Source organism: Paraburkholderia sp. SIMBA_054 (genome assembly GCF_046534875.1).
GTDB lineage: Bacteria > Pseudomonadota > Gammaproteobacteria > Burkholderiales > Burkholderiaceae > Paraburkholderia > Paraburkholderia hospita.
On the sequence record NZ_JAWRXV010000018.1, the window covers coordinates 1 to 26,846 of the forward strand.

Here is a 26,846-nt window from a genome sequence, read left to right on the forward strand (position 1 = left end):
ATGAACCGCCGTATGCGGAACCGCACGTACGGTGGTGTGGGAGGGCTGAGGGGGTGACCCCTCACCCTACCCGATTGCGCCGCAAATGACATAGTTCTCGCTGCTATTGCGCGGCAGTGAGTCTCGGGCCCGACCGAGATGGCTGCATCAATTCCTGCTGACCTTTGCGCTGATCAGAAACCGCTTCGATGCCCTGTCTCGTGACATCTTCGAGAAAGAGCAGCCGCGCGCGGAAATATTCAGCGCGCAACTGTGCGTCCATGACCTGTTGTTCCGCGCGGAACAATTCCATGCGCAATTCATGAAGCGCGCGTTCGGCCTGTTTCTCGGGAGTCGGAGCGTGGCGTGCTGCCCAGTTTGCAATCCACATCAGCATGATGAACCCCTCGCATTTCAGCTGGCATTGCTCAAGCTGCGATTAGTTGCAGCGCCTTGTCACATACCACCTTGCACGGCTGGCACATCGGCAGACTACCAAAACGGCGCGAGCCAGTTTGCTAAATAATGTTAGTGAAATTTTTAACGCATGAAGCGCATTTTTAATGCCTTCGCTTTCGTGCGCTTTCATGACTTGACAATTGCTAAAAGTTTTCAAGCAATGAATCTCATATAGTACGGGCACGGTTTCGAATCGAAGCCCGTCAGAATTCAAAAGGCAGCAATCAGGGAGAATGGGTGCTTCACATTCCTTTCCGGAATGATGGATGAGAGACTTACAAAGTCTTGCATGCCAATTTACAAATCGAACGGGGTGAAGTACGACAGCTACATGACAGCGGGGGAAGACCAACCAACACCTCCCGACCGGGCGCGCACCACGATCTGACAATCTTTAAATGATTTTATTGCGCCCTCTTTTTATACTGTCCCTCTCAATTGTTGAAAAACGTTGATGCCGGATGGCGATTCGCGGGCAAACGGGGTAAGTCGGCGCAGTGGATCTGAATCGTCGTTGCATATCGAGGGATCGGATGTTTTTCAGACCAGGCACCACGCGCATTCCTTTCAAGACGGGCAAGCGCACGCGCAAACGCAGCGGCTATCCGCAGCGGATCGAACTCGATCCTGCGACCGATTCGCACGCTCGCGCGGCAACCGAGGCGTATGCGGATTCGTGTGCGTCCGAGATGCCGTGGCTGGCCGAGTGGCTGCGCGATTCCGCAGCAGGAAGCAGTGTGGGTCTGACGCATTGCGCGTCGACAGTTCGCCGCGTGTTCGGTCTCGCACAGGAATGGGCGGCACGCGAGCCGGACTACGCGCATGCCGCGTGGGAACATGTGCGGCTTCACCTCGAGGCGGCGCTGACTGCGCATCTGCGGTCGAAAGATAACAGTGACGATGACGTGGTGGCCTTGAACGGCGTGCAAGCGTAGGCGCGACAGACGATACGGTGATCGTGTCAGCATGTCCACGGAGCGAGCCCAGGCGCGCTTGCTCCGCTGGCCCGATGAATGATTTCGCGTGCGGGGATCTATGAGAATTGCAGTCCTGGACGATGACGTGGCGCAAGCTGATCTGGTCTGCCAGTCGCTGGCGATCGATGGACACGATTGCCATGCGTTCGCCGAAGGCCGCGCGCTCGTCAAGCACCTGCGCCGTCAAACGTTCGACCTTCTCGTGCTCGACTGGAACGTGCCCGACATGTCGGGCGAAGAGGTGCTGCACTGGGTGCGTCAAAGCCTGTCCGATCGCCTGCCCGTGTTGTTCATGACGAGCCGCAGCCGCGAAACGGATATCGCGTCGATGCTGAACAAAGGCGCGGACGACTACGTCGTCAAGCCCGTCGCATCGAGTGTGCTGCTCGCCCGCGTGCGATCGCTACTGCGCCGCGCCTACCAACTCAACCAGATGGCGACGAAAGAAAGCTTCGGGGAATTCGAGTTCGAGCTGGGATCGAAACAGGTTGTCGCGCGCGGCGCGCCCGTCACGCTGACGCAAAAGGAGTTCGAGCTCGCGCTGCTGCTGTTCCGGCATCTGAGCCAGCCGCTGTCGCGCGCGCATATTCTCGAAGCGATCTGGCGACAGGACGTCGACATTCCATCGCGCACAATGGACACCCACGTGTCGATGCTGCGCGCCAAGCTCGGCCTCCGCCCTGAGCACGGCTACCGGTTGACTCCCATCTACGGCTACGGCTACCGGCTGGAACGGATCGAAAAGGGGGATGCGTGACGGTGGCTGTACCGAGCAACACGCCGCGTGCGCTTTCGTGGGCGGCGCGGCGCGCTCCCGGCATCATTGCGTTTCTGGTCGTGGCGTCGGGCCTGCTGCCCGCCAGTTCGAACGCGCAGACATCCAATGCGCATGCAACGGCGGCGACGGCAATCTACGTGACGCGGCCCGGCGACACGCTGTACGACGTCGCCGATCACTATCTGCGCGATCCGCGCGACTGGGCCGTGCTGCGCAAGTTGAATCATGTCGCCGATCCGCTGCATCTTCAGCCCGGCGTGCAGTTACGTTTGCCCGTTGCATTGCTGAAGCAGGAGCCGCGCTCGGCGCGCGTCGTCGCCGTGAGCGGTCCCGCCGGGCATGCATTCAGACAGAATCCGTTCGCGCCCGTCACGGCCGGCATGGTGCTCGTCGAAGGCGACCGCGTGCAGACGGGGCATAACGGCTTCGTCACGCTGGAACTCGATGACGGTTCGCATCTGTCCGTGCCTCAGGACAGCACGATCGAAATCGGCGCGCTGCGGCAGACCGTGCTGACGGGCGCGAAAGATCGCGTGATCGACCTGAAGCGGGGCGAGGTCGATAGCGAGGTCAACCATGCGACGAAGAAGGACGATCGCTTCCAGATCCGTTCGCCGTCGGTGGTGGCGGGCGTGCGCGGCACGCGCTTTCGCGTGAGCTACGACGGCGACGAACAATCGACAGCCGTCGCCGTGCTCGACGGCGCGGTCGGCGTCGATGCGGCGCGCATGCGGCCACGTGCGCCGGGCGTGCCGTTGCAGGCATCGACGCAACTGATTGGCGCACATTTCGGCAGCGTTACGCGTTCGACGGGCGGCGTCGGCGGGCCGGTGGCCTTGCTGCCCGCGCCCGCGCTGGTGAACCCGGGCAAGGTGCAGGACGACAAGGACGTCGCGTTCGATCTCGTGCCCGACGCGAACGCCCGCGCGTACCGCGTGCAGATCGCGCGCGACGCCGATCTGTTCGACCTGATCCGCGACCAGCGCGTGAACGTGCCGCACGCAACGTTCGGCGACTTGCCTGACGGCAACTACTTCGTGCGCATTTCGTCGATCGACGGTATGGGCCTCGAAGGCTTGCCGCATATCTATGCGTTCGAGCGCCGCCAGTTTGGACTCGATGTCTCTGCCGGGCTGCGTGCCGGCAGCCGCGACTTTGAGTTCCGCTGGCTCGCAAGCCGCACAGGTGTCGAGACCCGCTTCCGCTTCGTTCTGGCTACGACAGCGGATCTGCGCGAGCCGCTCGTCGACCGCACGGATCTCGCGGCGGGGCAGATCGTCGTCTCCGATCTGCCGCCGGGCGACTACTACTGGACCGTGATCGCCGAGCAGTTCGACAACGGCCGGCTATACCAGAAGGGCAGCGCGATCCGCTCATTTACACTGGCACGGTGATGACCACCAGCGGCCCGCGCATGAGTTTCGATCCGCGCATACGTCTTGGGCGGCCAGTCGGGCGCCGCTTCCTGTTCGAATGGCTGTGCATCGGCTGCCTCGGCATTCTGGTGATTCTCGCCGGCTCGCTCGGCAGACTGACGGCGAGTGTCGATCATCTCGTCTATGACGGCTTCCTGCGCTTGCGCGCGCAACCGGTGCTGCCCGATATCGCCGTCGTCGAAATCGACAATGCGAGCATTGCGCGGCTCGGCCGTTGGCCCTGGCCACGCGCCGTGCATGCGCAACTGCTCGACGAAATCGCGAAGGCCAAACCGGCGGCCGTGGTCTACGACGTGCTCTTCACCGAGCCCGCGCCGGACGACGCGCAACTGGCGCGCGCGGTCGCCGCGACGCCGACGTATCTACCGATTCTCCTTTCTCCCGCGGATGCCAACGGCGAGCGCGTCGCCGTCAAGCCGGTCGAGCCGCTCGCGAGCGCCGCGGCGGGACTCGGCCATATCAACCTCGAAGTGGACGCCGATGGCATCGTGCGCAGTGTCGCGCTGTTCGAAGGCGACGCGCATATGCGCTGGCCGCAGTTGATGGTGCCCATCTGGCGCGCGATCAAGGGCGGCATGGTGAAGCTGGCGCATCCCGCGAGCGTTGCAGCGGACGTGCCCGACCGCACCTCGATCGCAGGCAATGACGAAGCACGCGTACTGATCCCGTTCAGCCCGCTCGCGCAGACCTATCCGAAGGTGTCGTTTGCCAGTGTGCTTGCGGGCGACGTGCCGCGCGACATGCTGCGCGGCAAGATCGTGCTGATCGGCGTGACGGCATCGGGCCTCTACGACCGGTTCTCGACGCCTGTGTCGGGCCGGCTCGGGCCGCTGCCCGGCGTCTACATTCATGCGAACGTGCTCGATACGCTCGTGACAGGCCGCGCGATCGATCCCGTCAACGGACTGTGGGTGTTCGCGGTGTCGCTGGTGCCGCTCGGCGTGCTGCTCGCGGGCCTGCTCGTGCTGTCGCCGCTGCGCTCGCTGCTGATGACGATCGTGCTCTGCGCAACGATGCTCGGTCTCAGCGCGGCGCTGCTTTACGGCATGCGGTTATGGATGTCGCCCGTGCCTGCGATCGTTGGACTGGCGGCCGTTTATCCGATCTGGAACTGGCGGCGGCTCGAAATGACGATGTCGTATCTGCGCAAGGAACTGCAGCGCCTCGCCGACGAGCCGCATCTGTTGCCCGAAGCGCCGCAACGCAGCCGTGAATTTCGCGGCGACGCGCTCGCGCAGCAGATGGCGCTGATGGCGCAGGCGGCGCGCCGCGTGCAGGACATGAAGCGCTTCGTGTGGAATAGCCTCGATAGCGTGCCGGAGCCGATTCTCGTCAGCGACGTGCATGGTGTCGTGCTGATCGCGAACCACGCGGCGAAGGCGTATTTCGAACGGCTCGGCGCGGCGACGCCCGAAGGCACGCAACTGCGCCACGTGCTCGGCGAACTCGCGTTCGTGAAGGCGATCGGTTCCCGCGCGGAGGCCGATGCGCTCGGACGCACGCATTGGCCCGCGCTGCTCGATCCCGGCCGCATCGCTTTCGCGGAGATGATGGAGCGGGGCATCGAGGTCCGCGATCGCAACCAGCGCGATCATCTGTTGCGTTACGCGAAGTGCACCGATGCGCAAGGCGTGGTGATCGGGTGGATCGCGGGTCTTGTCGACGTGACGGCCGTGCACGCGGCCGAACGGCTGCGTGAAGACGCGTTGCGTCTGCTGTCGCATGACATGCGTTCGCCGCAGGCATCGATCCTTGCGCTCGTGGAACTCGAACGCGCGCGCACGCCCGACTCCGAACGCTTGCGCGAATTGTTGAACCGGGTCGAGCGATACGCGCAGCGGGCCTTGATGCTCGCCGACGATTTCGTGCAACTGGCGCGCGCCGAATCCCAGGCTTATTCGTTCGAACCCGTGAGTCTCGTCGAACTCGTAATCGACGCAAGCGATGAAGTGTGGCCGCAGGCGCAAGCCAGGCACATTCGTCTTGAAGCCGCGTACGACGAACAGGGCGACGGCCACTGGATCAACGCGGACCGCTCACTGATGACGCGCGCGCTCGTCAACATCCTGAACAACGCTGTGAAATATAGCCCACCCGAAACGCGTATTACGTGCACGGTCGCGCAGGATGAACCTGCGTCGGGCGAATGGCCGGCGCGGGTGCGCTGCACGGTCCGCGACGAAGGCTACGGGATGTCGGCCGAAAACCAGGCGCATCTGTTCGAGCGGTTTCAACGCTTTCACGAAGTCGAACGACCTGAGGCCACGGGTACGGGGCTCGGCATGGCGTTCGTGAAAGCGGTTGTGACGCGGCATGGCGGCGATGTGCACGTGGAAAGCGCGCTCGGGCAAGGCACGGCATTCACGATCACGCTGCCCGCGCTCGATGAGACGAACGCTTGAACAACTCGAACGCTCAATGCGCACATGAATCTGTATTCGATCGAAGCGAGAAGAACGTGAAGAAGACGCTATGTTGTGCTGCCGTTGTTGTCGCGAGCGTGGCGGGTCTCGCCGGATGCGCGGGCGTGACGACGGACGTTCAGGTGTCGGGAACGCCCGTCGTGCTACAGGGCGAGCGCACGTATGCGATCGTGCAGACGCCGTCGCAGGAAACGGGCGCCGCCCGCGCGCAATACGAGGCGCTGATTCACAGCGAGCTAGGCAATTACGGGCTTGTCGATCGATCGGTGGAGCGCGCGAGCTATATGCTCTCGCTCGCGTACGACACGCGGCCGGCTGCCGTCGGCGTGATTGCGGGCGACTGCGCGGATTCAGCCTGCAATGGCGTTGCAAAGCCAGGCTTTTCGCTCTTCGGCCGCGAGTATCAGCATTCGATGACGTTGCGCCTCTTCGACGCCGCGACCGGCAAGGAAGTCTACAAGGTCACGGCGACGAGCCGCGACCGCAATGCCGACGCGCTGCATCCCATTCCATGGCTCGTCAAAAGCGCGTTTGCGCAGTTTCCGTTTGCCGGATACGGAAGCTGGCGCGTGAAACTGCGCAACGGCGAAGCGGCGGGTAGGCCGGAAGTGGTCACGGTGAAGCAGATCGACAGGTGACGCGGCCCGGCGATCACGTCTCAGGCTTGTTCCTGAATGCCGCCTCGCCAGCGTCCGACACCTCGACCCACTTCCTGTCGGGCGGCGCGTCGTCGACATAGCTGTCGTGCCAGTTCCACCACTTGTAGGTCGGCGTCTGCGGATAACCTTCGGGCGAATCTTCCCAGACCTCTTGCCTGCCCAGCGGCGTGATGTCGAGATAGTTCCACGTGCCGCCCATCTGCTCGTCGCCGCGATTGTTGATGAAGTAGGTGCGGAAGATCCGGTTGTCGTCGCGATAAAACACGTTCGTGCCGTGCCATTCGCCGACGCCGAAGTCCGCGTCGAAGCTGTCCGTGATCGTGAACCAAGGGATCTGCCAGCCCATACGCGCCTTCAGCCGCGCGATGTCCGCCTGAGGCGCGCGCGAAACGAAAACGAGCGTCGTGTCGCGGGCGTTTAGGTGGGCGATATGGGCGACCTGATCGGCCACCATCGAGCATCCGCGGCACGCATGCTCGGGCCATCCGAACACGCCCGGTTCATAGAACGCGCGATACACGATCAGTTGACGCCGGCCGTCGAACAGGTCGGGCAGACTGACTTTGCCCGATGGTCCTTCGAATGCGTAGGTCTTGTCGACGGCCATCCACGGCATGCGGCGGCGCTCGGCGGCGAGCGCGTCGCGGGCGCGCGTGTGGCCTTTTTCCTTCACGAGCAATTGCTCGCGCGCGGTTTCCCATTCTTGCGGCGATACGACGGGTGGTGTGCGCATCGCCCGTTGCCCGCCTTTGCTTCCGTTCTCGTCTGATGTAGTCATGGCGCTTGCGACCTCCTGATTTGAACAAGTTGCCGCGCCTCGGGGATGAGGCGCGGCTTCGTTGGTTGTTCATCGCGCGTTGCTTGCCGTGAGACAGTCTGGACCCAGAAAGCGAACACTGGGAGTAACAAGTTTGGCGATATTTCCCTGGAATCGTGGGGCGCAACGGGCGTGCCCGCTTCCCAAATCCCCGCTTACGCGCCTTGAGAGCAAGTCCGGAGAATGCGGCGCGCGCTCATGGCTCGCCAGTAGGTCAGGAAACGACCGGCGAACATCCCTGCGACGGCACCTGATACGGCTGCACTGATCAACATATACGTGCCGAGCGACGCGAGACTGGTTGCCGTCGCCAGCTCGACGCCGAGCCAGAACTTGGCCGCGAAGGTGATGACGATCAGCGCCAGCGGCAGCATGGAACCGGGCAGCATCACGGTGTTCGCGATCGGATCGACGATGAAGCGCGTGCGGCTCGCCATGAACACGCCACCCGCGACGCCCGCCAGCGCGGCGACCACCCAGACGATCGCGTCGGCCCAACCTGTCAGCGGGTCTGTCACCAGGTGCGCAATGCCCCAGACCGCGAAGACGAGCGGCACGATGGCCAGGCGGGAAAGCGGCGCGGTGCCGCTGTTCATGGCCTTGAACCCGCGCGAAAGCAGGTAGACGAGCAACACCCAAACCCAGATGGGCGTACCGTGAATGATGGCTGCGAATGACATGATGATCTCCTTCAGACGAATGCGTCAGACGAAATGTTTTCGGATCGGTGATGACGGACTGCACTAGCGAATGACGTGCATCGTATAGACGGGGAATTAGCGAAGAATGAGGGTGCCTGCTTCGGCCGAAATCAGGCTCGATCCAGGCGGAATCAGGCGAAAACCGGCGGCGCGATAAAAAATCTCTCGAACGTCCGCTGTATCGACTGGATTTTGCGGGAACGGGCGGGCTGCAAATTTTGGCTATCAGGGCACGCGAATACGATCGATACAACCTTGTAAAGCAGCCCAAGGCCAAACCCGGATGGCAAAAACGTCCATCCCCGAGCGCGAGCCCACTCTTCAAGCTGACGACCATGCAAACACTTCGACCCCTATCGCTTCTGACGCTCACCGCGCTCGCATTGCAGCCGCTCGCGGCGCATGCGGACCTCACTGTGAAGATCGGACAGGTTTCGCCTTTGACGGGCGAGCTGTCGCACATCGGCAAAGACGACGAAAACGGCGTGCGCCTCGCGATCGAGGATCTGAACAGCCGCAAGATCCGCATCAATGGACAGAGCGTCACGTTTGTCCTCGATTCGCAGGACGATGCAGCCGATCCGAAAACAGCCGTGACCGTCGCGCAGAAACTGATCGACGACGGCGTAGCGGGCGTCGTTGGGCACGCGAATTCGGGCACGTCGATTCCGGCATCGAAAATCTATTCGGATGCAGGCGTGCCGATGATCACCGAGTCCGCCACCAATCCGAAACTGACGCAGCAAGGCTTCACGAACGTGTTCCGCATGGTTGCCAACGACGTGAGACAGGGCACGGTGATCGGCACGTATCTGGTTCACGATCTTGGCGCGCGGAAAATCGCCATTGTCGACGACCGTACGGCATACGGGCAGGGGCTTGCCGACGAAGTCGAAAAGGCGGTCAAGGCGGCGGGTGGCAACGTGGTCGCGCGCGAATACGGCACCGACAAGACGACCAACTGGATGGCGATTCTCACGACCATCAAGAGCCGTCAACCGGACGGCATTGCGTTCACGGGCGGCGACACGCAGGCCGCCGCATTCGTGCAGCAAGCGCAGAAGCTTGGCCTGAAGGTCAAGTTCGTTGCAGGCGATGAAGCGTGCACGCCGCAGTTCATCAAGCTGGCGGGCGCGTCGATGAGCAGCGACACGTACTGCACGCTGGCAGGCGTGCCGCCCGCCAAGATGCCGCAAGGGCCGGAGTTCTTCAAGCGCTATGAACAGCGCTTCGGCGTGCCTGTGCAGCTATACGCGCCGTACGCCTACGACGCGGTGATCGCCATAGCGAACGCGATGCAGGCAGCGGGATCGACGGACCCGAAGGCCTATCTGCCGAAGCTCCGCGCGGCGAAGCTCGACGGCGTCACCGGCCCGATCCAGTTCGACGAGAAAGGCGATATCCGTAACGGCGCGATTACCGTTCGCCAGTTCGATCAGGGCAACTGGACCGACCGCTCCGTGGTGCGCTGACGCGTCATTCGTCGACGATATCGACGGGCACGCCCAGGCCCACTTTCACGCGGCTCATGCTTACCAGCGTCTTGAAGCGCTTGACGTTGTTGTTGGAAAAGAAGAGTTGCCGCGTGAGTTCGGTGTACTGGTCCATGTTGCGTACCGTCATCACCAGCACGAAGTCCCATTCGCCCGCGACGTAGTAGCACTGCTGAATCTGCGGACACTGCGCGAAAGTGCGTTTCATCGCGTCGAGCAATCCGATCTGCTCGCTCTCGACTTCGACGTTCGCGACGATGGTCAGCGGGTAATCCACTTTCTCGGGCGCGACGATCGCCGAGTAACGGTCGATCACCCCTTCATCCGCGAGACGGCGCAATCTCCGGTTGACGGCGGCCGTCGACAGATTGACGCGCACACCGAGTTCGGTCTGGGGAATCTGCGCATCGCGCTGGACTTCCATCAGAAGCTTGCGATCGAAGTTGTCGAGTTGGGTAGCCATGATTTCGCGTCGCGAGTCGTGATGTGAGAGATATTTTTGCACGATACAGCCAAACTTCGAGACTTTATTGATGGTGTCGCGCAATATCATTTCATCATTGCTTGCGCAAACAAGCGCTCACCAAGTTTTGATCAACGGACCGTCGAATGGTCCGATTTCTGGAGCACCAACGGATGCTGATCTCCAATCCCCGGGCAATCCACTTCGCCTACCCGGACACGCTGCGGACCATTCTCAACGTCGAGTCAGCGGATCAAAGCCGCGTATGGCTGTCGGGCTGGGAACTCATCAGCCAGCAAGCCACGCCTCTGTGGGAGCTAACCGAGGCGGCTTCGCAACTGGGCATCGCGCGTCTGTGCGTCAAGGACGAGTCGTTCCGCTCGCCGCTGGGCAGCTTCAAGGCGCTGGGCGCGCCGATCGCGTTGATGCGTCTCGTCATGCGTCTATGGCACGCGCACGACATCGAACCGCAGGCGCTCATCGAAGGACGCTATGCGGAGATGCTCGCCAATCTCACCGTCATCAGTGCCACGGACGGCAATCACGGCAAGGCGCTCGCGGCCGCTGCGCAGAGTATCGGTTGCCATTGTGTGATCGTGCTGCACGCGAACGTCAGCGCCGAGCGGGAACAGGCGATTGCCGCGTATGGCGCGCGCATCGTCCGCATTGCGGGCAACTACGACGAATCGGTCGCACACGCGGCGACGCTCGCGAAGAACAATGGCTGGCATGTGGTTTCGGATACATCGTATGACGGCTATGAAGCCATTCCACGCGACGTCATGCAGGGCTACGGCACGATTGCCGCTGAAATCATCGAGCAATCCACGGATGCGCCTGCGTTCACACATGTCTTCTTGCAAGGCGGCGTGGGCGGACTTGCTGCGGGCGTCGCGAGTTATCTTTGGGAGCGCGGTGGCGCGCAAAGGCCGCGCTTCATCGTCGTCGAGCCACGCCAGGCGGATTGCCTGTATCAGAGCGCTATCGCCGGACACGCAGCGCGAGCGACGGGATCGGTCGATTCCGTGATGGCGGGTCTCGCCTGCGGCGAAACATCGCCGCTCGCGTGGAAGATCCTGGAGCAATGCATCGACGATTTCATGCTGATCGATGACGGCGACGCAGTCGATGCGATGCGCCGCCTCGCAGAGGGGGCGGGCGATGACGTGCCGCTTGTCGCCGGTGAATCGGGCGCGGCGGGTTTCGCAGGCCTTTGCGTATTGATGCGAAACGACGAATTCGCGCGCGCGGCAGGCCTGGATCGCAACGCGCGCGTGCTCGTCATCAACACGGAAGGCGCGACGGCGCCCGCCGCTTATGCGCAGTTCGTCGGCGAATCGGCGCAAGAGGTGAATGCGCGTCAGCAGGTGTGGAAGCAAAGCTGCGTCCGCTAACAGGCGCACCCGAATCCGATCGACAAGGACAACCGATATGGAAAGCACGCTGCAGGGACAATTGAAGAGCTGGCGCCAGCATCTGCATCAATATCCCGAGACGGGTTTCGAAGAGGTCAACACGTCCGACTATGTCGCGAACATTCTTGCGACCTTGGGGCTCGACGTGCATCGCGGCATCGGTGGAACGGGGCTGGTTGCGAATCTGACGGTCGGCGACGGCGAACGTGCGATCGGACTGCGCGCCGATATGGACGCGCTGAACATCACCGAGCACGCGCCCGCGCGCACGCATGCATCGCGTACGCCGGGAAAGATGCACGCGTGCGGACACGACGGGCATATGTCGATGATTCTCGGCGCAGCGCGGCTGCTTGCCGAGCGGCGCGATTTCAACGGCACGGTGCGTTTCATTTTCCAGCCCGCGGAAGAACATGGACGCGGTGCGAAAGCGATGATGGCGGATGGACTGTTCGAGCGCTTTCCCGTCGATGCCATTTTCGGCGCACACAATATGCCCGGCATGCGCGCCGGAACATTTGCGACGCGCGCGGGCGGCATCATGGCGAGCGAAGATAACTTCGTGATTCACATCAAGGGACTCGGCACGCACGCGGCGCGTCCGCATATGGGCAACGATCCCATCGTCATCGCATCGCAGATCGTGCTCGCATTGCAGACGATCGTGTCGCGCAATCTTGATCCGGGTCTGCAAGCGGTAATCTCTTGCACGGAGTTCATTACGGATGGACTCAGAAACGTGATCCCGTCGAACGTGACTATCAAGGGCGATACGCGCAGTTATTCGCGTGAAGTGCAGACGCTGCTCGAAACGCGCATGCGGGAAGTGAGCGAAGGCATCTGCCGGGCGCACGGTGCGGATTGCACGTTCGAATACACGCACGAGTTCGCGCCGACGGTGAACTCCGCACAATTCGTCGATGTGGCGGCGAGCGCGGCACGCAATATCGCGGGTCCAGAAAACGTCGACGCCAACGTGCCGCCAATGATGATCTCCGAAGACTTCGGTGCGTTCCTGCAGGCCGTGCCCGGTAACTTCATCTTCATCGGCAATGGCGAGTCGGCGGAGAAGGGCGGCGTGCCTTTGCACAACGCAACCTACGATTTCAACGACGATATCCTGTTGACAGGCGCGCGATATTTCGCGGAGCTTGCGCGTCTCGAACTGCCTGGCAATCACGCATAAAAGCCGCCCGTAAGACACAGTAAGGACGCCGTTTGAATCGTTGCGCCGGAAAACACTCTCACTTTATTTGGGGGAGTGTTTGATGAAAAAAACCGTATCTGTGTTGTTGCTTGCCGCTTCGTGTGTCGTTGCTCAAACTCAGGCGTTCGCGCAATACGCGCCGGGCGATGACGGCGGCCCGGGCCGTCATCCCGCTGCCGACGAGCGCGGCGGTCCCGATGGTGGCCTCGGCGGCCCCGGCGGTCCACAACACGCTGGCGGCCCGGTTCGCGCCGATGCGTCGCATCGTCCTGTGCCGCACCGCGACTGGCATCGCGGCGACCGCTTGCCGCCCGACTTTCGCGGTCCGCAATATGTCGTCGACGATTGGCGTGGGTATGAGCTTCAGCCGCCGCCGTCAGGTTATCAATGGGTGCAGGTCAATGGCGACTTCGTGCTCGCCGCGATCGCGACGGGCGTGATTTCGAGCATCCTGCTCGCACCGCATCGTTGATTCATGAAAAATGCCGCCCATTGTTGGCGGCATTTCGTTTAGACACTGCGTGAGAGAAGAAGCGCAGTCAGGCTTCGCGCCCGAACGTCAGCGTCACGCGAAACCCGCCATCGGGCGCGTTATCGCATTCGAACTGTCCACCGTTATAGCGCGTGAGCCGCCGCACGATCGCGAGGCCGAGGCCGCAATGCGCGTCGCCGCCGCGCGCCGGATCGAGCCGCGTGAACGGCTGCAATGCGCGTTCGAGCTGTTCGCGTGGAATGCCACGTCCATGATCGCGCACGATGAGCGTGTAGACGCCGTTATGCGCGGACGTCGAAATCTGGACGGGCGGCTCACCGTAGTTCATCGCGTTTTCGATCAGATTCGACAGTATCCGGTCGAGGTCAACGAGCGGCAGATTGAAGCCATCACCCGCATTCAGATGCAGACGCACGAGCGCTTCGTCGTCGAGTCCGTCGCCATAGTGACGGCGGCAATGCGCATCGACATTCGCGTGCGGAGATGGGTCGGCCGTATCGCGCGCATAGTCGAGAAACTGCGTGACGATGCGCGACAGCGACTCGGCGTCGCGCAGGAAGCCGCTGCGGTTCGCCGCGTCGGGCAACAGGTCCGCGCGCACCTGCATGCGCGTGATCGGCGCGCGCAGATCGTGCGCGACGCCCGCCAGCATCACAGCGCGTTCCTGCTCGGACTGCGCGAGCTCGCGCATCATCTGGTTGAAGTCGCCGATCAGCGCGCGCATTTCGGCGGGACCGCTCTGCGTCACGGGCGGCACGCGCCGGCCGACTCTGAATTCGCGCGCCGCGTCCGCCAGCCTGTGCAACGGACGCTGAAACTGCCACGCGGCCAGCAGCGCCGCGCAAACGGCCAGCACCAACATCACCAGCGAAGAGCCGAGAAAGCGCATGCCCGGCAGATTCGCGTTGCGCATGAAGAGCCAGTACGGCTCGTTGCCGTACCGTATCCACAGCGAGCCCGTGTGCGGATCGAACACGACGCGGCTGCCTTCGGGCATGCGCGGCAACAGATCATGCTCGAATGGCGCGTTGGAGCCCTCGCACTGGTTCGGACAACCCAGGCGGATCGCGTCCGCATCGGGGACATATTCGATGCCGAGCGTCTGCGCGACGTGTCGCGCGGCTGCCTCGCCATCGTGTTTGGCCTGCACGGCCAGCAGCACGTCGCGGCGCGCATGCTCGGCGTCGATATGGCCGCGGTCGCGGTCGACGACGAACAGCGACGTCACGTGTACGGCCACGATCAGGCCGACCGTCAGCGTCGCGAGACGGCCGAAAAGCGTATTGAACGGGTTTTTCATCGCGATGCGTTGTCGTCGCCTTCGCTAGCGTCGCCGCCATCGCCGACCTCACCGCCTTCGCCAGGCACGAACATATAGCCGATGCCGCGCATCGTCTGAATGCGGCGCGGCGCAGCGGGGTCGTCTTCGAGCAGACGCCGCAGACGCCACACGGGCACGTCGATGCCGCGTTCCGTCACTTCCGAATCCGGGCCGTGCAGCAGATCGACGATGCGCGTGCGCGACAGCGTTTCCATCGGATGCTGCGCGAAGACTTCAAGCAACGCGTACTCGCTGCCCGTCAGCTTGACGGGTTCGTTGTCGCAAAAGAGCGTGCGCGAAGCGAAGTCGAGCCGGAAGCGTCCGAACACGAGCGCCTCGCGATGCTCGGCAGGCGGCGCTTCCGGATGCAGCTTATGGCGGCGCAGCACGGCATGAATGCGCGCGAGCAATTCCTGCGGCATGAACGGCTTGCCGAGATAATCGTCCGCGCCGAGTTCAAGGCCGATCACGCGATCGACGCCATCGGCGCGCGCCGTCAGCATGACGACGGGAATCGTGTCGCCGCTCGCGCGCAACTGCTTGAGCGCGGTGAGCCCATCGACGCCGGGCATCATCAGGTCGAGCACGATGATCGACGGACGCTCGCGTTCGAGCCTGCGCGCGAGATGCGTGGCGTCGTGCAGCACCGAGAATTCGATACCGCGTTGCTGGAAGAAGTTGCGAAGCAGGTCGCGCAGGTCGGCGTCGTCGTCGACGAGCAGCACCTGGATGGGTGTGTCGGGCATGGTGTGAGCAGGCTGCGCCGGCGCTTTGCCGCGTTGGGCGGGGCAGCGTCGTTGCCGCCAGGTATCGGATGTGCGTATGACTATAGCGCAACGCGGTGCGGCCCCGGTTCGGGGGACTTAGCAAGTCTTACCAAGTCTTAACGGATTCCGGCGGCGGTCTCCGACGCCGCGCAATCAGGCGCGAGCGGGTTCGAACGCGGTGAATGTGGTGTTTGCGCCCACGCACCGCAGCGCCGAAGCAAGCGTCTGCTCTGCTTCAAGATCGGCGCGCGACTCGGCCGACATCAACAATCGCTTGTGCAAAAACCCGGTCAGCGCCGCGTGAATGAAACCAGCGGCCGCGCGCGTATCGACGTCGGGCGGCAACTGTCCGCGCAGCGACGCGGCCCTTAGCGCGGCATCGATCTGCGCTTCGGCGCGCAATGCGGCCATCGCGACGCGCTCATAAAACGCAGCCGTCTCTGCCGTCACTTCGCACTTCGTCAGCGCGATGCTATATAGACGCCGCGCGCGCCGCAGATACAACGCGTCGCGCAAGCGCTGAAGCAATTGCGCATGCAGATGCTGCAACGGATCGGCGTCCTGCTCGCACGACTGCACGACGAATGGATCGAGCGGCATGTCCGCGCACTCGTAGATCGCCTGAAACACGGCCTCCTTGTTCCTGAAGTGTCCGTAGACGGCGCCGCGCGTCACGCCCGCTTCCGACGCAATGTCTTCCAGCGCCGCGCGCGCAAAGCCACGCACAAAGAACACGCGCTCGGCGGCGTCGATGATCTTTGCCCGCGTGTCGAGCGCCTGTTGCTTCGTTCGTCCCATGACGGGTGCCTTTTCTCCTGCCGTTCGGCGCCGCGCACGCAAATCCGCGCAGCGACCGTGTGAATCACGCGGCCATCGTAGTCGGCGCGACGCCGCGTTGGATTAACAAGTCTTACGGCAGCCTGGTGGCTGTAACCCGAGAAAGGCGAACAACCCCTATCGTCACGACCTTATCGTGTCGGTGCGTGTTGGATCAACACTCGTTGCGCGCCGGCCCCGTTCAATTCAAACAACTTTGTACGATGCCAGCGCTATTAAAGAACCGTAACTTTCGTATGCTCGCGGCCACGGCTGCGATCTCCGCTGTAATCCCGTTCCTCGCCGCGTGCAGCGACAAGCCCGCGGCACCGCCTCAACAGACGCCCGAAGTCGGCGTCGTCAGCATCAAGCCGACGGGCGTGCCCGTGACCGTCGAATTGCCGGGTCGCGTGAGCGCGCATCTCGTGGCTGAAGTGCGAGCCCGCGTCGACGGCATCGTGCTGAAGCGCGAGTTCACGGAAGGCAGCGAAGTCAAGGCGGGACAGACGCTCTACAAGATCGATCCCGCGCCGTACATCGCCTCATTGAACAGCGCGAAGGCGACGCTCGCGAAGGCTCAAGCCACGCTCGTGTCGACGCATGCGGAAGCCGAGCGCTACAAGGTGCTGGTCGCAGCGAACGCGATCAGCAAGCAGGACTACGACAACGCTGTCGCCTCAGAAGGCCAGGCCGCCGCCGATGTTGCATCGGGCAAGGCCGCCGTCGAAACGGCGCAAATCAGCGTCGGCTATACCGACGTGACCTCGCCGATTTCGGGGCGCATCGGCAAGTCGTCGGTGACGGAAGGCGCGTATGTGCAGTCGAGCGCGGCAACGCTGCTTGCCACTGTGCAACAGCTCGATCCCGTCTACGTGGACCTCACGCAATCGAGTCTGGTCGGCCTCAAGCTGCGCCGCGACGCGCAGGAAGGGCGGCTCAAGACGAGCGGCCCGAACGCGGCGAAAGTCACGCTGATTCTCGAAGACGGCCGTCCGTATGGCGGCACGGGCAAGCTCGAATTCTCCGACGTCACCGTCGACCAGACCACCGGCTCCGTCACCGTGCGCGCGCTGTTCGACAACGCGCAGCGCGTGTTGCTGCCGGGCATGTACGTGCGCGCGAAGATCGAGGAAGGCATCAACGAACAGGCGTACCTCGTGCCGCAACAGGGCGTCACGCACGACCAGAAGGGCGACCCGACGGCGCTGGTGGTGGGCGCCGACGGCAAGGTCGCGACGCGACAACTGGTGACATCGGGCACGTACGGCGCGAACTGGGTGGTCGAGAGCGGCCTTCAAACGGGCGACCGCGTGATCGTGCAAGGCGTCGACAAGGTGCGTCCCGGCATGACGGTGAAAACGGTTGACGCGCAATTGCCTGGCACCGACCCGGCAGCACAAACAGCAGCCGCAGCGCCCGCATCCGACGCGCACAGCGCGCAGTAACGAGGGCGTTTAAATGGCAAAGTTCTTTATCGACCGGCCTATCTTTGCATGGGTCATCGCAATCATTCTGATGCTCGCGGGCGTCGCTTCGATCTTCAATCTACCCGTCGCGCAGTATCCGACCATCGCACCGCCCGCGGTGCAGATCAGCGCGACGTATCCGGGCGCATCGGCGAAAACGGTTGAAAATACCGTTACGCAGGTGATCGAGCAGCAGATGAGCGGTCTCGACCATCTGCTCTACATGTCGTCATCGAGCGACGACTCCGGCAACGCGACGATTACGCTGACCTTCGCGGCGGGCACCAATCCCGACATCGCGCAGGTGCAGGTGCAGAACAAGCTGCAGCTCGCGACGCCGCTGTTGCCCGAAAGCGTGCAGCAGCAGGGCACGAAGGTCACGAAGTCGAGCAGCAGCTTCCTGCTGGTGATGGCGTTCGTATCGACGGACGGCAGCATGGACCGCTACGATCTTGCGAACTATGTGGCATCGCATGTCGAAGATCCGGTGAGCCGTGTCGACGGCGTCGGCACTGTGCAGCTTTTCGGCTCGCAGTTCGCGATGCGCGTCTGGCTCGACGCGAACAAGCTGAACCAGTACAGCCTCACGCCTGTTGACGTGGAAACCGCGTTGACGAATCAAAACGTGCAGGTCGCAGCAGGTTCGCTCGGCGGCACGCCTGCCGTGCCCGGCCAGGTATTGCAGGCGACCATCACGCAGGCGACCTTGCTGCAAACCCAGGAACAGTTCGGCAACGTACTGCTGAAAGTGAATCAGGACGGCTCGCAGGTGCGCATCAAGGATGTCGCGCGCATCGATCTGGGCGGCGAGAACTACAACTTCGACACCAAGTACAACGGCCAGCCGACAGCGGGCTTCGGCATCCAGCTCGCGACGGGCGCGAACGCGCTGCAGACGGCGAGGCTGGTGCGCGCGAAGATCGACGCACTGTCGAAGAACTTCCCGCATGGTCTCGTCGTGCAGTATCCGTACGATACGACGCCGTTCGTGAAGATGTCGATCGAAGAAGTGGTGAAGACACTGCTCGAGGGCATCGTGCTGGTGTTCCTCGTGATGTATCTGTTCCTGCAGAACCTGCGTGCAACGCTGATCCCGACGATTGCCGTGCCTGTGGTGCTGCTCGGCACGTTCGCGATCATGAGCGCGGCGGGCTTCTCGATCAACACGCTGTCGATGTTCGGTCTCGTGCTCGCCATCGGCCTGCTGGTGGACGATGCGATCGTGGTGGTCGAGAACGTCGAGCGCGTGATGTCCGAAGAAGGGCTATCGCCAAGAGAGGCTACCCGCAAGGCGATGGGTCAGATCACCGGCGCGCTGGTCGGCGTTGCGCTGGTGCTGTCGGCGGTGTTCGTGCCTGTCGCGTTCTCGGGCGGATCGGTCGGCGCGATCTACCGGCAGTTCTCGCTGACTATCGTGGCGGCGATGGTGCTGTCCGTGCTGGTCGCGCTTGTTCTCACACCCGCACTGTGCGCGACGATCCTCAAACCGATCCCGAAGGGGCATCACGGCACGAGGACGGGCTTCTTTGGCTGGTTCAACCGCACGTTCGACAACGGCCGCGACAAGTACCACTCGGGCGTGCAGCATGTGATCCGCCGTTCGGGGCGCTGGCTCGTGCTGTATCTCGCGGTGATCGTCGCCGTCGGTTTCCTGTTCATGCGCCTGCCGAAGTCGTTCCTGCCCGATGAAGATCAGGGCACGATGTTCGTGCTGGTCCAGACGCCGCCCGGCTCGACGCAGGAGACCACGGCACGCACGCTGAAGAACGTCACCGACTATCTGCTTCACGACGAAAAAGACATTGTCGACTCGGTGTTTACCGTGAACGGTTTCAGCTTCGCGGGCCGCGGACAGAACGCGGGTATCGCGTTCGTGCGGATGAAGGACTACTCGCAACGCCAGCATGCGAACCAGAAAGTGCAGGCGCTGGTAGGCCGCGTGTTCGCGCACTACGCGTCGTACAAAGACGCGACCGTGCTCGCCGTGAACCCGCCGTCGATTCCCGAACTCGGCACCGCATCCGGCTTCGACTTCGAACTGACGGACAACGCCGGTCTCGGCCACGACGCGCTGATGGCCGCGCGCAACCAGTTGCTCGGGATGGCCGCGAAAGATCCGTCGCTGGCGCTGGTGCGTCCGAACGGGCTGTCGGATACGCCGCAGTTCAAGGTCGATATCGACCGCGAGAAAGCGCAGGCGCTCGGCGTCACTGTGTCGGACATCGACCAGACGTTCTCGATTGCATGGGCGTCGGCGTACGTGAACAACTTCCTCGATACCGATGGCCGGATCAAGAAGGTCTATCTGCAAGGCGACGCGCCGTTCCGCATGACGCCCGAGGACATGAGCAAGTGGTACGTGCGCGGCAGTTCCGGTTCGATGATGCCGCTGACGTCGGTGGCGTCGGGACACTGGGTCTACGGCTCGCCGAAGCTCGAACGCTATAACGGCATCTCGTCGGTCGAAATCCAGGGGCAGGCATCCGCAGGCAAGAGCACGGGCCAGGCGATGACCGCGATGGAGGCGCTCGCCGTGAAGCTGCCGCAAGGCATCGGCTACGAATGGACGGGACTGTCGTTCCAGGAACGGCAGTCGGGCTCGCAGGCGCCGATTCTCTACGGCATTTCGATCCTCGTCGTGTTCCTGTGTCTCGCCGCGTTGTACGAAAGCTGGTCGATCCCGTTCGCGGTGATTCTCGTCGTGCCGCTCGGCGTGATCGGCGCATTGCTCGCTGTGACGATGCGCGGACTGGAGAACGACGTGTTCTTCCAGGTCGGCTTGCTGACCACGGTCGGTCTGTCCGCGAAGAACGCGATTCTGATCGTCGAGTTTGCGCGCGAATTGCAGATCAAAGAAGGCATGACGGCCGTGCAGGCCGCGCTCGAAGCCGCGCGTTTGCGGCTGCGCCCGATCCTGATGACGTCGCTGGCGTTCGTGCTCGGCGTGCTGCCGCTCGCGATCAGCAACGGCGCCGGTTCGTCGAGCCAGCACGCAATCGGTACGGGCGTGATCGGCGGGATGATGACGGCCACGTTCCTCGCCGTTTTCATGATCCCGATGTTCTACGTCGTGATCCGCGAGAAGTTCTCGCGCGACGGCTCGACACCGCATGGCGCCGAACACGACGTCGAAGAAGAAACGGCCCAGTAAGGACAAGCATATGAACAGAACACTACTGACGACGCTCGCCGCCGCGCTCTTCGCGACGGGTTGCACGCTCGCGCCGACTTATGAGCGCCCGGCCGCGCCCGTTGCGGCGACCTTTCCGCAAGGCGGCGTCTACGACAACCAGCCCGCGAAGGGCACGGCGACGCGTACGGCGAACGATCATGCCGCGAGCGATATCGGCTGGCGCGAGTTCTTCGTCGATCCGCGTCTGCAACGTCTGATCGAACTCGCGTTGCAGAACAACCGCGACTTGCGTGTGTCGGCGCTCAAGGTCGAAGAAGCACGCGCGCAATACCGGATTCAGCGCGCCGATCTGATGCCGTCGCTTTCCGTCGATGGCACGGGCACGCGGAGTCGCACGCCGAAGGACCTGTCGTACGTCGGCAAGGCGACCGTGGGCGCCGACTATCAGGTGGCGGCGAGCGCTTCGTGGGAACTCGATTTCTTCGGCAAGGTGCGCAGCCTCACCGAGCAGACGCTGCAGACGTACTTCTCGACGGCGCAAGCGCGCAAGGCGGCAGAGATCCTGCTCGTCTCGCAAGTCGCCGATCAATACCTGACGCTCGTCGCCTACGACGAAATGCTGGCAAGCACGAAGAACACGTACGACACGGCGCGCCGCTCGTACGAACTGACGAAGCTCCAGTACGACACGGGCACCGGCTCCGAACTGGATCTGCGCGAAGCGGCGGGCACGATGCAGCAGGCGCAGGCGAACTACGAAAGCCAGCAGCGCTCGCGCGCGCAGGCGGAGAATGCGCTCGTGCTGCTGGTCGGCGCGCCGCTGCCTGCCGACCTGCCGCAAGGCTTGCCGCTCGCCAGCCAACAACTACTTGCGGACGTTCCGGCGGGCTTGCCGTCTGATTTGCTGACGCGGCGTCCCGACATCATGGAAGCCGAAGCGACGCTGATCGGCGCGAATGCGAACATCGGCGCGGCGCGCGCGGCGTTCTTCCCGAGCATCTCGCTGACGGGCGACTTCGGCACGGCGAGCGCGAGCCTCGGCACGCTCTTCAAGCCAGGGCAGCTCGCATGGAGCTTCGGGCCGACGATCTCGGTGCCGATTTTCAAGGGCGGCGAGAACCGCGCGAACCTCGATCTCGCGAAGCTCGAAAAGAACGTCGCTGTCGCGCAGTATGAGAAGGCGATCCAGACGGCGTTCCGCGAAGTCTCAGACGGGCTGGCGGCGCGCGGCACCTACGACCGGCAGATCAAGGCGTTGCAGGAGAACGTCGAGTCGCAGCAGCGCCGCTATGATCTGTCGGATCTGCGCTATCGCGACGGCGTGGACAGTTATCTGAACGTGCTGACGGCGCAGAACGATCTGTATTCGGCGCAACAGTCGCTGATTACGGCGTCGCTGAACCGGCTGACGAATCTCGTCGATCTCTATCAGTATCTTGGCGGCGGCTGGATCGAGCGCACGGGCGACACGCCCCGTTCCGCCGATGCACCCTACGCGCAGCAAGCCGCGCAGCCTCAACAGCCCACGCGCGTCGCCGCGCAGCCGTAACACGCAGAAACATCTGCTAAGCGCGCTAAACCTGGGCGCGCGTTCCCGTTGCTACATTCCCCTTCATCTCCTGAGCAACCGCCAATCCTCGCGTGAGGTGCGCGCTGCTTTCCGGCGACGCCCGCGTGGCGTCGTTCTTTTATTCCGTTTGGCAATCCGTTGAACGGCCTGAGCGCCGACAAATCTCCGCGTGAAATTCAATCGTCCAATCCGTCGTGTGTTGATTGCCGCAGGCATCGTTGCTGCTGGCGTTATCGTCTGGCAGGCGTTCGCTGCGCTTCACAAGCCGCCGCATTCCGTTGCACAAGTCACGCCTGTCACCATCGGCACGGTGACGCGCGCCGACGTGCCGCTGCAACTCGATGCGCTCGGCACCGTCACGCCGCGCGCGACCGTCACCGTGAAAACGCAGGTCAACGGCACGCTCGAAGCGATGCTCGTGAAGGAAGGCCAGCGCGTGAAAGCGGGTCAGCCGATTGCGCGGATCGACTCGCGCGCGCTGCGTGCCCAGTTGCTCGAAGCGCAAGGCACGCTCGAACACGATGAAGCGCTGCTTGCCAACGCACGCGCCGATTTGACGCGTTACGAAAGCCTGATCGACGGCGGCTCGATTTCGCATCAGACGCTCGACACGCAGCGCGCGACGCTGCGCCAGTACCAAGGCACCGTCAAGGCGGATCAGGGCAGCGTGGCGAATCTGCGCGTGCAGGTCGGCTACTGCGAGATCGTCGCGCCGATGGACGGCACGATCGGCCTGCTGTCCACCGACGCCGGCAACTACGTGACGACGAGCGACACGACGGGCATAGCGACCATCACCAGCGACTCACCGACCACTGTCGTCTACGCGTTGCCCGAAGACAAGACGGGCGACGTGGTCGATGCATTCCATGACAAGGGCGCGTTGTCCGTCGAGATTTTCGCGCGCGACAAGCGCACCGTGCTCGATCACGCGACGCTCGCCGCCATCGACAACCAGGCAGACACGACGACAGGCACGGTCAAGCTGAAGGCGAGCGCGCCGAACCGCGACGGCCGGCTGTTCCCGAACCGCTTCGTCAACGTGCGTATGACGGTCGGTACCTTGCACGGCGCGTTGACCGTGCCGACGGTCGCGATCCAGCACGGCGCATCGGGCGATTTCGTGCTGACGCTGAGCGCCGCCGACGCGAAGCAGGGCGAAGGCAAGGTCGCGCTGCGCCGCGTGACGGCGGGCGTCGCTTACAACGACGCGACCGTCGTCGAACAAGGCGGTCTCAAGGAGGGCGACACGATCGTGCTGGATGGCGCGGACAAGCTCGACGACGGCAGCGCCGTGAAGATCGTTCGCCCCTGACGCGCGCTTCCGAACCAAAAGATACCGATGGATATTTCCCGCCCGTTCATCCGCCGTCCTGTCGCGACGGGTCTGATGACGCTTGCACTGCTGCTGATCGGCCTGATCGCTTACCGGCTGATGCCGGTTTCGGCGTTGCCCGAAATCGACTACCCGACGATCCAGGTCTACACGCAGTATCCCGGCGCATCGCCCGATGTGATCAGCACCTCCGTCACCGCGCCGCTCGAAAAGCAGTTCGGGCAGATGGCGGGGCTCAAGCGCATGAATTCGACGAGTTCGCTCGGCGTGTCGCTCGTCACGTTGCAGTTCCAGACGTCGACCAATCTCGACGAAGCCGAACAGGAAGTGCAGGCCGCGATCAATAGCGCGAACAGCACGCTGCCGACGAACCTGCCTTATCCGCCCGTCTACAGCAAGGTCAATCCCGCCGATACGGCCGTGCTCACGCTCGCCGTCACATCCGATGCGTTGCCGCTTACGCGCGTCGAGGACCTCACGGATACACGCATTGCGCAGAAGCTCTCGCAGGTGTCGGGCGTCGGGCTCGTCACGCTGTCGGGCGGCGCGCGGCCTGCCGTGCGCGTGCAGACCGACACGCGGGCGCTCAACGCGATGGGTCTGTCGCTCGAGGATGTGCGTACGGCTGTCGGCGACGCGAACGTGAACAGCGCGAAAGGCACGATCGACGGCCCGTTGCAGGCCTTCACGATCGACGCGAACGACCAGCTCACGTCCGCCGCCGATTACACGGACCTCGTGCTCTCGTATCGCAACAGCGCGCCCGTGCGTCTCGCGGATGTCGCGAAGATTTCGGAGACGGCTGAAAATCCGCGCCAAGCCGCATGGAGCGGCGCGACGCCCGCGATCATCATCAATGTGCAGCGACAGCCGGGCGCGAACGTGATCGACGTCGTCGACCGGATCGAAGCGCTGTTGCCGCAACTGCGCGCGTCGTTGCCGGCGACCGTGAAGATCAGCGTGCTCAGCGACCGCACGCAGACCATCCGCGCTTCCGTGCATGACGTGAAGATGGAACTGGCCGCGGCGATCGCGCTCGTCGTGATGGTCGTGTTCGTGTTCCTGCGGCGGCTCGAGTTCACGCTGATTCCCGCCGTGACCGTGCCGTTCGCGCTGGTCGGCACGGTGGCGGGCATCTACGCGCTCGGCTTTTCCGTCAACAACCTCACGTTGATGGCGCTGACGGTGGCGACGGGTTTCGTGGTCGATGACGCGATCGTGATGCTCGAAAACGTGATGCGCCACATCGAGAATGGCGAGACGCCTTTGGACGCGGCGTTAAAGGGCGCGCGGCAGATCGGCTTCACGATCCTGTCGATCTCGGTGGCGCTCGTTGCCGTGCTGATTCCGCTGTTCTTCATGCCCGATGTGATCGGCCGGTTGTTCCGCGAGTTTGCGCTGACGCTGGCGATTGCGATCGTGATTTCCGCCTGGGTCTCGTTGACGCTCACGCCGATGATGGCCGCCCGCATGCTGCGCGCCGATCACGCCGCGAGCGACAGCGATGCCGCCGCAAAGGACTGGCTCGCGCGTTTGAATCGTGGCTATCTGCGTGCGCTCGATTGGGCGTTCGGGCATCGCCTGGTGGTGCTGCTGGTTGTCGCCGCCGCGACGCTGCTGACAGTCGTGCTGTTCGTGGTGCTGCCGAAGGGTTTGTTCCCGGTGCAGGACACGGGCTTGATCGAAGGGATTTCGCTGGGTTCGCCGCGCGCGTCGTTCGAGCGGATGGCGGCTTCGACGCGCACGCTGGCGGGCCGCGTCGCGAACGATAGTGCGGTGGCCAATGTGTCGTCGTTCGTCGGCATCGACCAGAACAATCCGACCATCAACCAGGGCCGTATGCTCATCAGCCTGAAGGATGGGGATTCGAGCCGCGCCGTGATTCAAAGACTCACGCAAGACGCGGCGCAGCGCGCCGACCTGAAGCTCTATCTGCATCCCGTGCAGGACTTGACGCTTGACGATCAGATCAACGCGAACAGTTACCGCGTCGGCGTGCAGGCTACTGATCGCGCCGAACTCAATGAATGGACGCAGCGTTTGCTCGCTGCGCTGCGCGCCGACCCGCTTTTCACCGACGTGCAAAGCCAGGCGCAACAGCAAGGCAACGTGCTGAAGTTCGACTTCGATCGCGCGACGGCGTCGAGGCTCGGCCTCACCGCGCAGGACATCGACAACGCGCTCTACGACGCGTTCGGCGATAGGCAGATTTCGACTATCTATACGCACGTGAACCAGTATCACGTGACGTTGGGCGCGGACGTGCGGCTGGTCGGCGAGTCGCCGCTCGCGTTGCTCGACGGGCTGTATGTGGGCACGACGAGCGCCTCATCGACTACTTCTTCCACTTCGACATCGACAAGCACATCGACGTCGCTTTCGCCGCTGTCGAGCATCGCGACCGCGACAGTCGGCGCTGCGCCGTTGACGATTCAACGCCAGGCACAGTTTCCATACGCGGACGTGTCGTTCAATCTCGCGGATGGCGTGACGCTCGGCACGGCCATCGACCGTATCGAAGCGATCGAAGCGAAGCTGAACCCGCCCGCAAGCGTGCAGATGAACCTTGAAGGCGCGGCGCAGCTTTACAGCACGTCGCTCGGAAACGAAGCCTTGCTGCTGGTCGGCGCGCTGATCGCCGTGTATATCCTGCTCGGCATTCTGTACGAAAGCCTCATCCATCCGCTGACGATTCTGTCGACGCTGCCTTCCGCCGCGTGCGGCGCGCTCGCGGCGCTGTTGTTCTGCGGCGGCGAGCTGGACATCATCGGTCTGATCGGCATCGTGCTGCTGATCGGCATCGTGATGAAGAACGCGATCATGATGGTCGACTTCGCGCTCGAACAGGAGCGCACGCTCGGCCTCACCGCGCATGACGCGATGCGCCGCGCGTGCGAACTGCGCTTCCGGCCGATCCTGATGACGACCTGCGCGTCGCTGTTCGGCGCGCTGCCGCTCGCGCTCGGCACGGGCATGGGCCACGAGTTGCGGCAGCCGCTCGGTATTGCGATTATCGGCGGGCTGGTCGTGAGTCAGTTGCTCACGCTGTTTTCGACGCCCGTGATCTTCCTCGCGCTGCATCGTCTCGCAACGCGCGCCGCGATCACGCCGTCCGGCGATACGAACGCGAGCTAAAG

Annotated in this window: 21 protein-coding genes; 14 read left to right on the plus strand and 7 right to left on the minus strand. The window is 63.3% G+C overall.

Going from position 1 to position 26,846, the window contains the following annotated elements; translation table 11 throughout:
* Positions 1-103: 103 nt before the first annotated feature.
* Positions 104-376: a hypothetical protein gene (locus tag SB822_RS22060; RefSeq protein ID WP_007736397.1), complete on the minus strand. Its 273-nt coding sequence runs from the start codon at positions 374-376 to the stop codon at positions 104-106.
* 595 nt (positions 377-971) lie between these two features.
* Here SB822_RS22060 and SB822_RS22065 point away from each other — a divergent pair.
* From SB822_RS22065 to SB822_RS22085, 5 genes are all read left to right on the plus strand, one after another.
* Positions 972-1,373, plus strand: coding sequence for a hypothetical protein (locus tag SB822_RS22065; RefSeq protein WP_079490706.1), 402 nt, complete (start codon positions 972-974; stop codon positions 1,371-1,373).
* Positions 1,374-1,473: 100 nt separating this feature from the next.
* Complete coding sequence (locus SB822_RS22070) at positions 1,474-2,172, plus strand: response regulator transcription factor (RefSeq protein WP_410855648.1); 699 nt, start codon at positions 1,474-1,476, stop codon at positions 2,170-2,172.
* Positions 2,169-3,587: a FecR domain-containing protein gene (locus SB822_RS22075; protein WP_410855649.1), complete on the plus strand. Its 1,419-nt coding sequence runs from the start codon at positions 2,169-2,171 to the stop codon at positions 3,585-3,587. Before SB822_RS22070 ends, SB822_RS22075 begins: the two co-directional genes overlap by 4 nt.
* On the plus strand, positions 3,587-6,031 hold the full coding sequence (locus tag SB822_RS22080; protein ID WP_410855650.1) for a CHASE2 domain-containing protein: 2,445 nt from the start codon (positions 3,587-3,589) through the stop codon (positions 6,029-6,031). Before SB822_RS22075 ends, SB822_RS22080 begins: the two co-directional genes overlap by 1 nt.
* 56 nt (positions 6,032-6,087) lie before the next feature.
* Entirely contained in the window at positions 6,088-6,690 is a 603-nt protein-coding gene (locus SB822_RS22085; RefSeq protein ID WP_410855651.1) for a DUF4136 domain-containing protein, read from the plus strand.
* 13 nt (positions 6,691-6,703) lie between these two features.
* Here the strand turns inward: SB822_RS22085 and SB822_RS22090 are convergent, their stop codons facing one another.
* Complete coding sequence (locus SB822_RS22090) at positions 6,704-7,489, minus strand: DUF899 domain-containing protein (RefSeq protein ID WP_007736388.1); 786 nt, start codon at positions 7,487-7,489, stop codon at positions 6,704-6,706.
* A 194-nt stretch (positions 7,490-7,683) separates the two neighbouring features.
* Complete coding sequence (locus tag SB822_RS22095; RefSeq protein WP_007736385.1) at positions 7,684-8,208, minus strand: DUF6622 family protein; 525 nt, start codon at positions 8,206-8,208, stop codon at positions 7,684-7,686.
* A 356-nt stretch (positions 8,209-8,564) separates the two neighbouring features.
* On the opposite strand from SB822_RS22095, the gene SB822_RS22100 reads away from it, so the two are divergent.
* A complete protein-coding gene (locus tag SB822_RS22100) occupies positions 8,565-9,701 on the plus strand; it encodes a branched-chain amino acid ABC transporter substrate-binding protein (protein ID WP_007736382.1) in 1,137 nt (378 codons plus the stop codon).
* Between the two features lie 4 nt (positions 9,702-9,705).
* Here the strand turns inward: SB822_RS22100 and SB822_RS22105 are convergent, their stop codons facing one another.
* Positions 9,706-10,185 (minus strand): Lrp/AsnC family transcriptional regulator, encoded by a 480-nt coding sequence (locus tag SB822_RS22105; protein ID WP_079490695.1) that lies wholly within the window; start codon positions 10,183-10,185, stop codon positions 9,706-9,708.
* 173 nt (positions 10,186-10,358) lie between these two features.
* Here SB822_RS22105 and SB822_RS22110 point away from each other — a divergent pair, with 173 nt between their 5' ends.
* From SB822_RS22110 to SB822_RS22120, 3 genes are all read left to right on the plus strand, one after another.
* Positions 10,359-11,579: a diaminopropionate ammonia-lyase gene (locus SB822_RS22110; RefSeq protein ID WP_410855652.1), complete on the plus strand. Its 1,221-nt coding sequence runs from the start codon at positions 10,359-10,361 to the stop codon at positions 11,577-11,579.
* A 37-nt stretch (positions 11,580-11,616) separates the two neighbouring features.
* Positions 11,617-12,786 carry a M20 aminoacylase family protein gene (locus SB822_RS22115; protein ID WP_410855653.1) on the plus strand — a complete coding sequence of 390 codons (1,170 nt, stop codon included), beginning with the start codon at positions 11,617-11,619 and terminating at the stop codon, positions 12,784-12,786.
* Between the two features lie 82 nt (positions 12,787-12,868).
* Positions 12,869-13,279: an RcnB family protein gene (locus tag SB822_RS22120; protein ID WP_410855654.1), complete on the plus strand. Its 411-nt coding sequence runs from the start codon at positions 12,869-12,871 to the stop codon at positions 13,277-13,279.
* 67 nt (positions 13,280-13,346) lie between these two features.
* On the opposite strand, the gene SB822_RS22125 is transcribed toward SB822_RS22120, so the two are convergent.
* The 3 genes from SB822_RS22125 to SB822_RS22135 all read right to left on the minus strand — a co-directional run bounded on the left by SB822_RS22125 (position 13,347) and on the right by SB822_RS22135 (position 16,186).
* A complete protein-coding gene (locus SB822_RS22125; protein WP_410855655.1) occupies positions 13,347-14,600 on the minus strand; it encodes an ATP-binding protein in 1,254 nt (417 codons plus the stop codon).
* The gene (locus SB822_RS22130) at positions 14,597-15,367 is read right to left on the minus strand and encodes a response regulator (protein WP_086915653.1); all 771 of its coding nucleotides are present in this window, start codon (positions 15,365-15,367) and stop codon (positions 14,597-14,599) included. Before SB822_RS22130 ends, SB822_RS22125 begins: the two co-directional genes overlap by 4 nt.
* Before the next feature lie 174 nt (positions 15,368-15,541).
* Positions 15,542-16,186 (minus strand): TetR family transcriptional regulator, encoded by a 645-nt coding sequence (locus SB822_RS22135; protein ID WP_086915652.1) that lies wholly within the window; start codon positions 16,184-16,186, stop codon positions 15,542-15,544.
* 275 nt (positions 16,187-16,461) lie between these two features.
* Here SB822_RS22135 and SB822_RS22140 point away from each other — a divergent pair, with 275 nt between their 5' ends.
* The 5 genes from SB822_RS22140 (at position 16,462) to SB822_RS22160 (ending at position 26,844) form a co-directional block, all read left to right on the plus strand.
* A complete protein-coding gene (locus SB822_RS22140) occupies positions 16,462-17,649 on the plus strand; it encodes an efflux RND transporter periplasmic adaptor subunit (RefSeq protein ID WP_410855735.1) in 1,188 nt (395 codons plus the stop codon).
* A 13-nt stretch (positions 17,650-17,662) separates the two neighbouring features.
* Positions 17,663-20,821 (plus strand): efflux RND transporter permease subunit, encoded by a 3,159-nt coding sequence (locus SB822_RS22145; protein WP_410855656.1) that lies wholly within the window; start codon positions 17,663-17,665, stop codon positions 20,819-20,821.
* A gap of 10 nt (positions 20,822-20,831) precedes the next feature.
* Positions 20,832-22,352, plus strand: a complete 1,521-nt coding sequence (locus SB822_RS22150) for an efflux transporter outer membrane subunit (protein ID WP_079494443.1) — start codon at positions 20,832-20,834, stop codon at positions 22,350-22,352.
* A gap of 190 nt (positions 22,353-22,542) precedes the next feature.
* Positions 22,543-23,688 carry an efflux RND transporter periplasmic adaptor subunit gene (locus tag SB822_RS22155; protein WP_410855657.1) on the plus strand — a complete coding sequence of 382 codons (1,146 nt, stop codon included), beginning with the start codon at positions 22,543-22,545 and terminating at the stop codon, positions 23,686-23,688.
* A gap of 27 nt (positions 23,689-23,715) precedes the next feature.
* Positions 23,716-26,844 (plus strand): efflux RND transporter permease subunit, encoded by a 3,129-nt coding sequence (locus tag SB822_RS22160; protein WP_410855658.1) that lies wholly within the window; start codon positions 23,716-23,718, stop codon positions 26,842-26,844.
* Positions 26,845-26,846 lie beyond the last annotated feature (2 nt).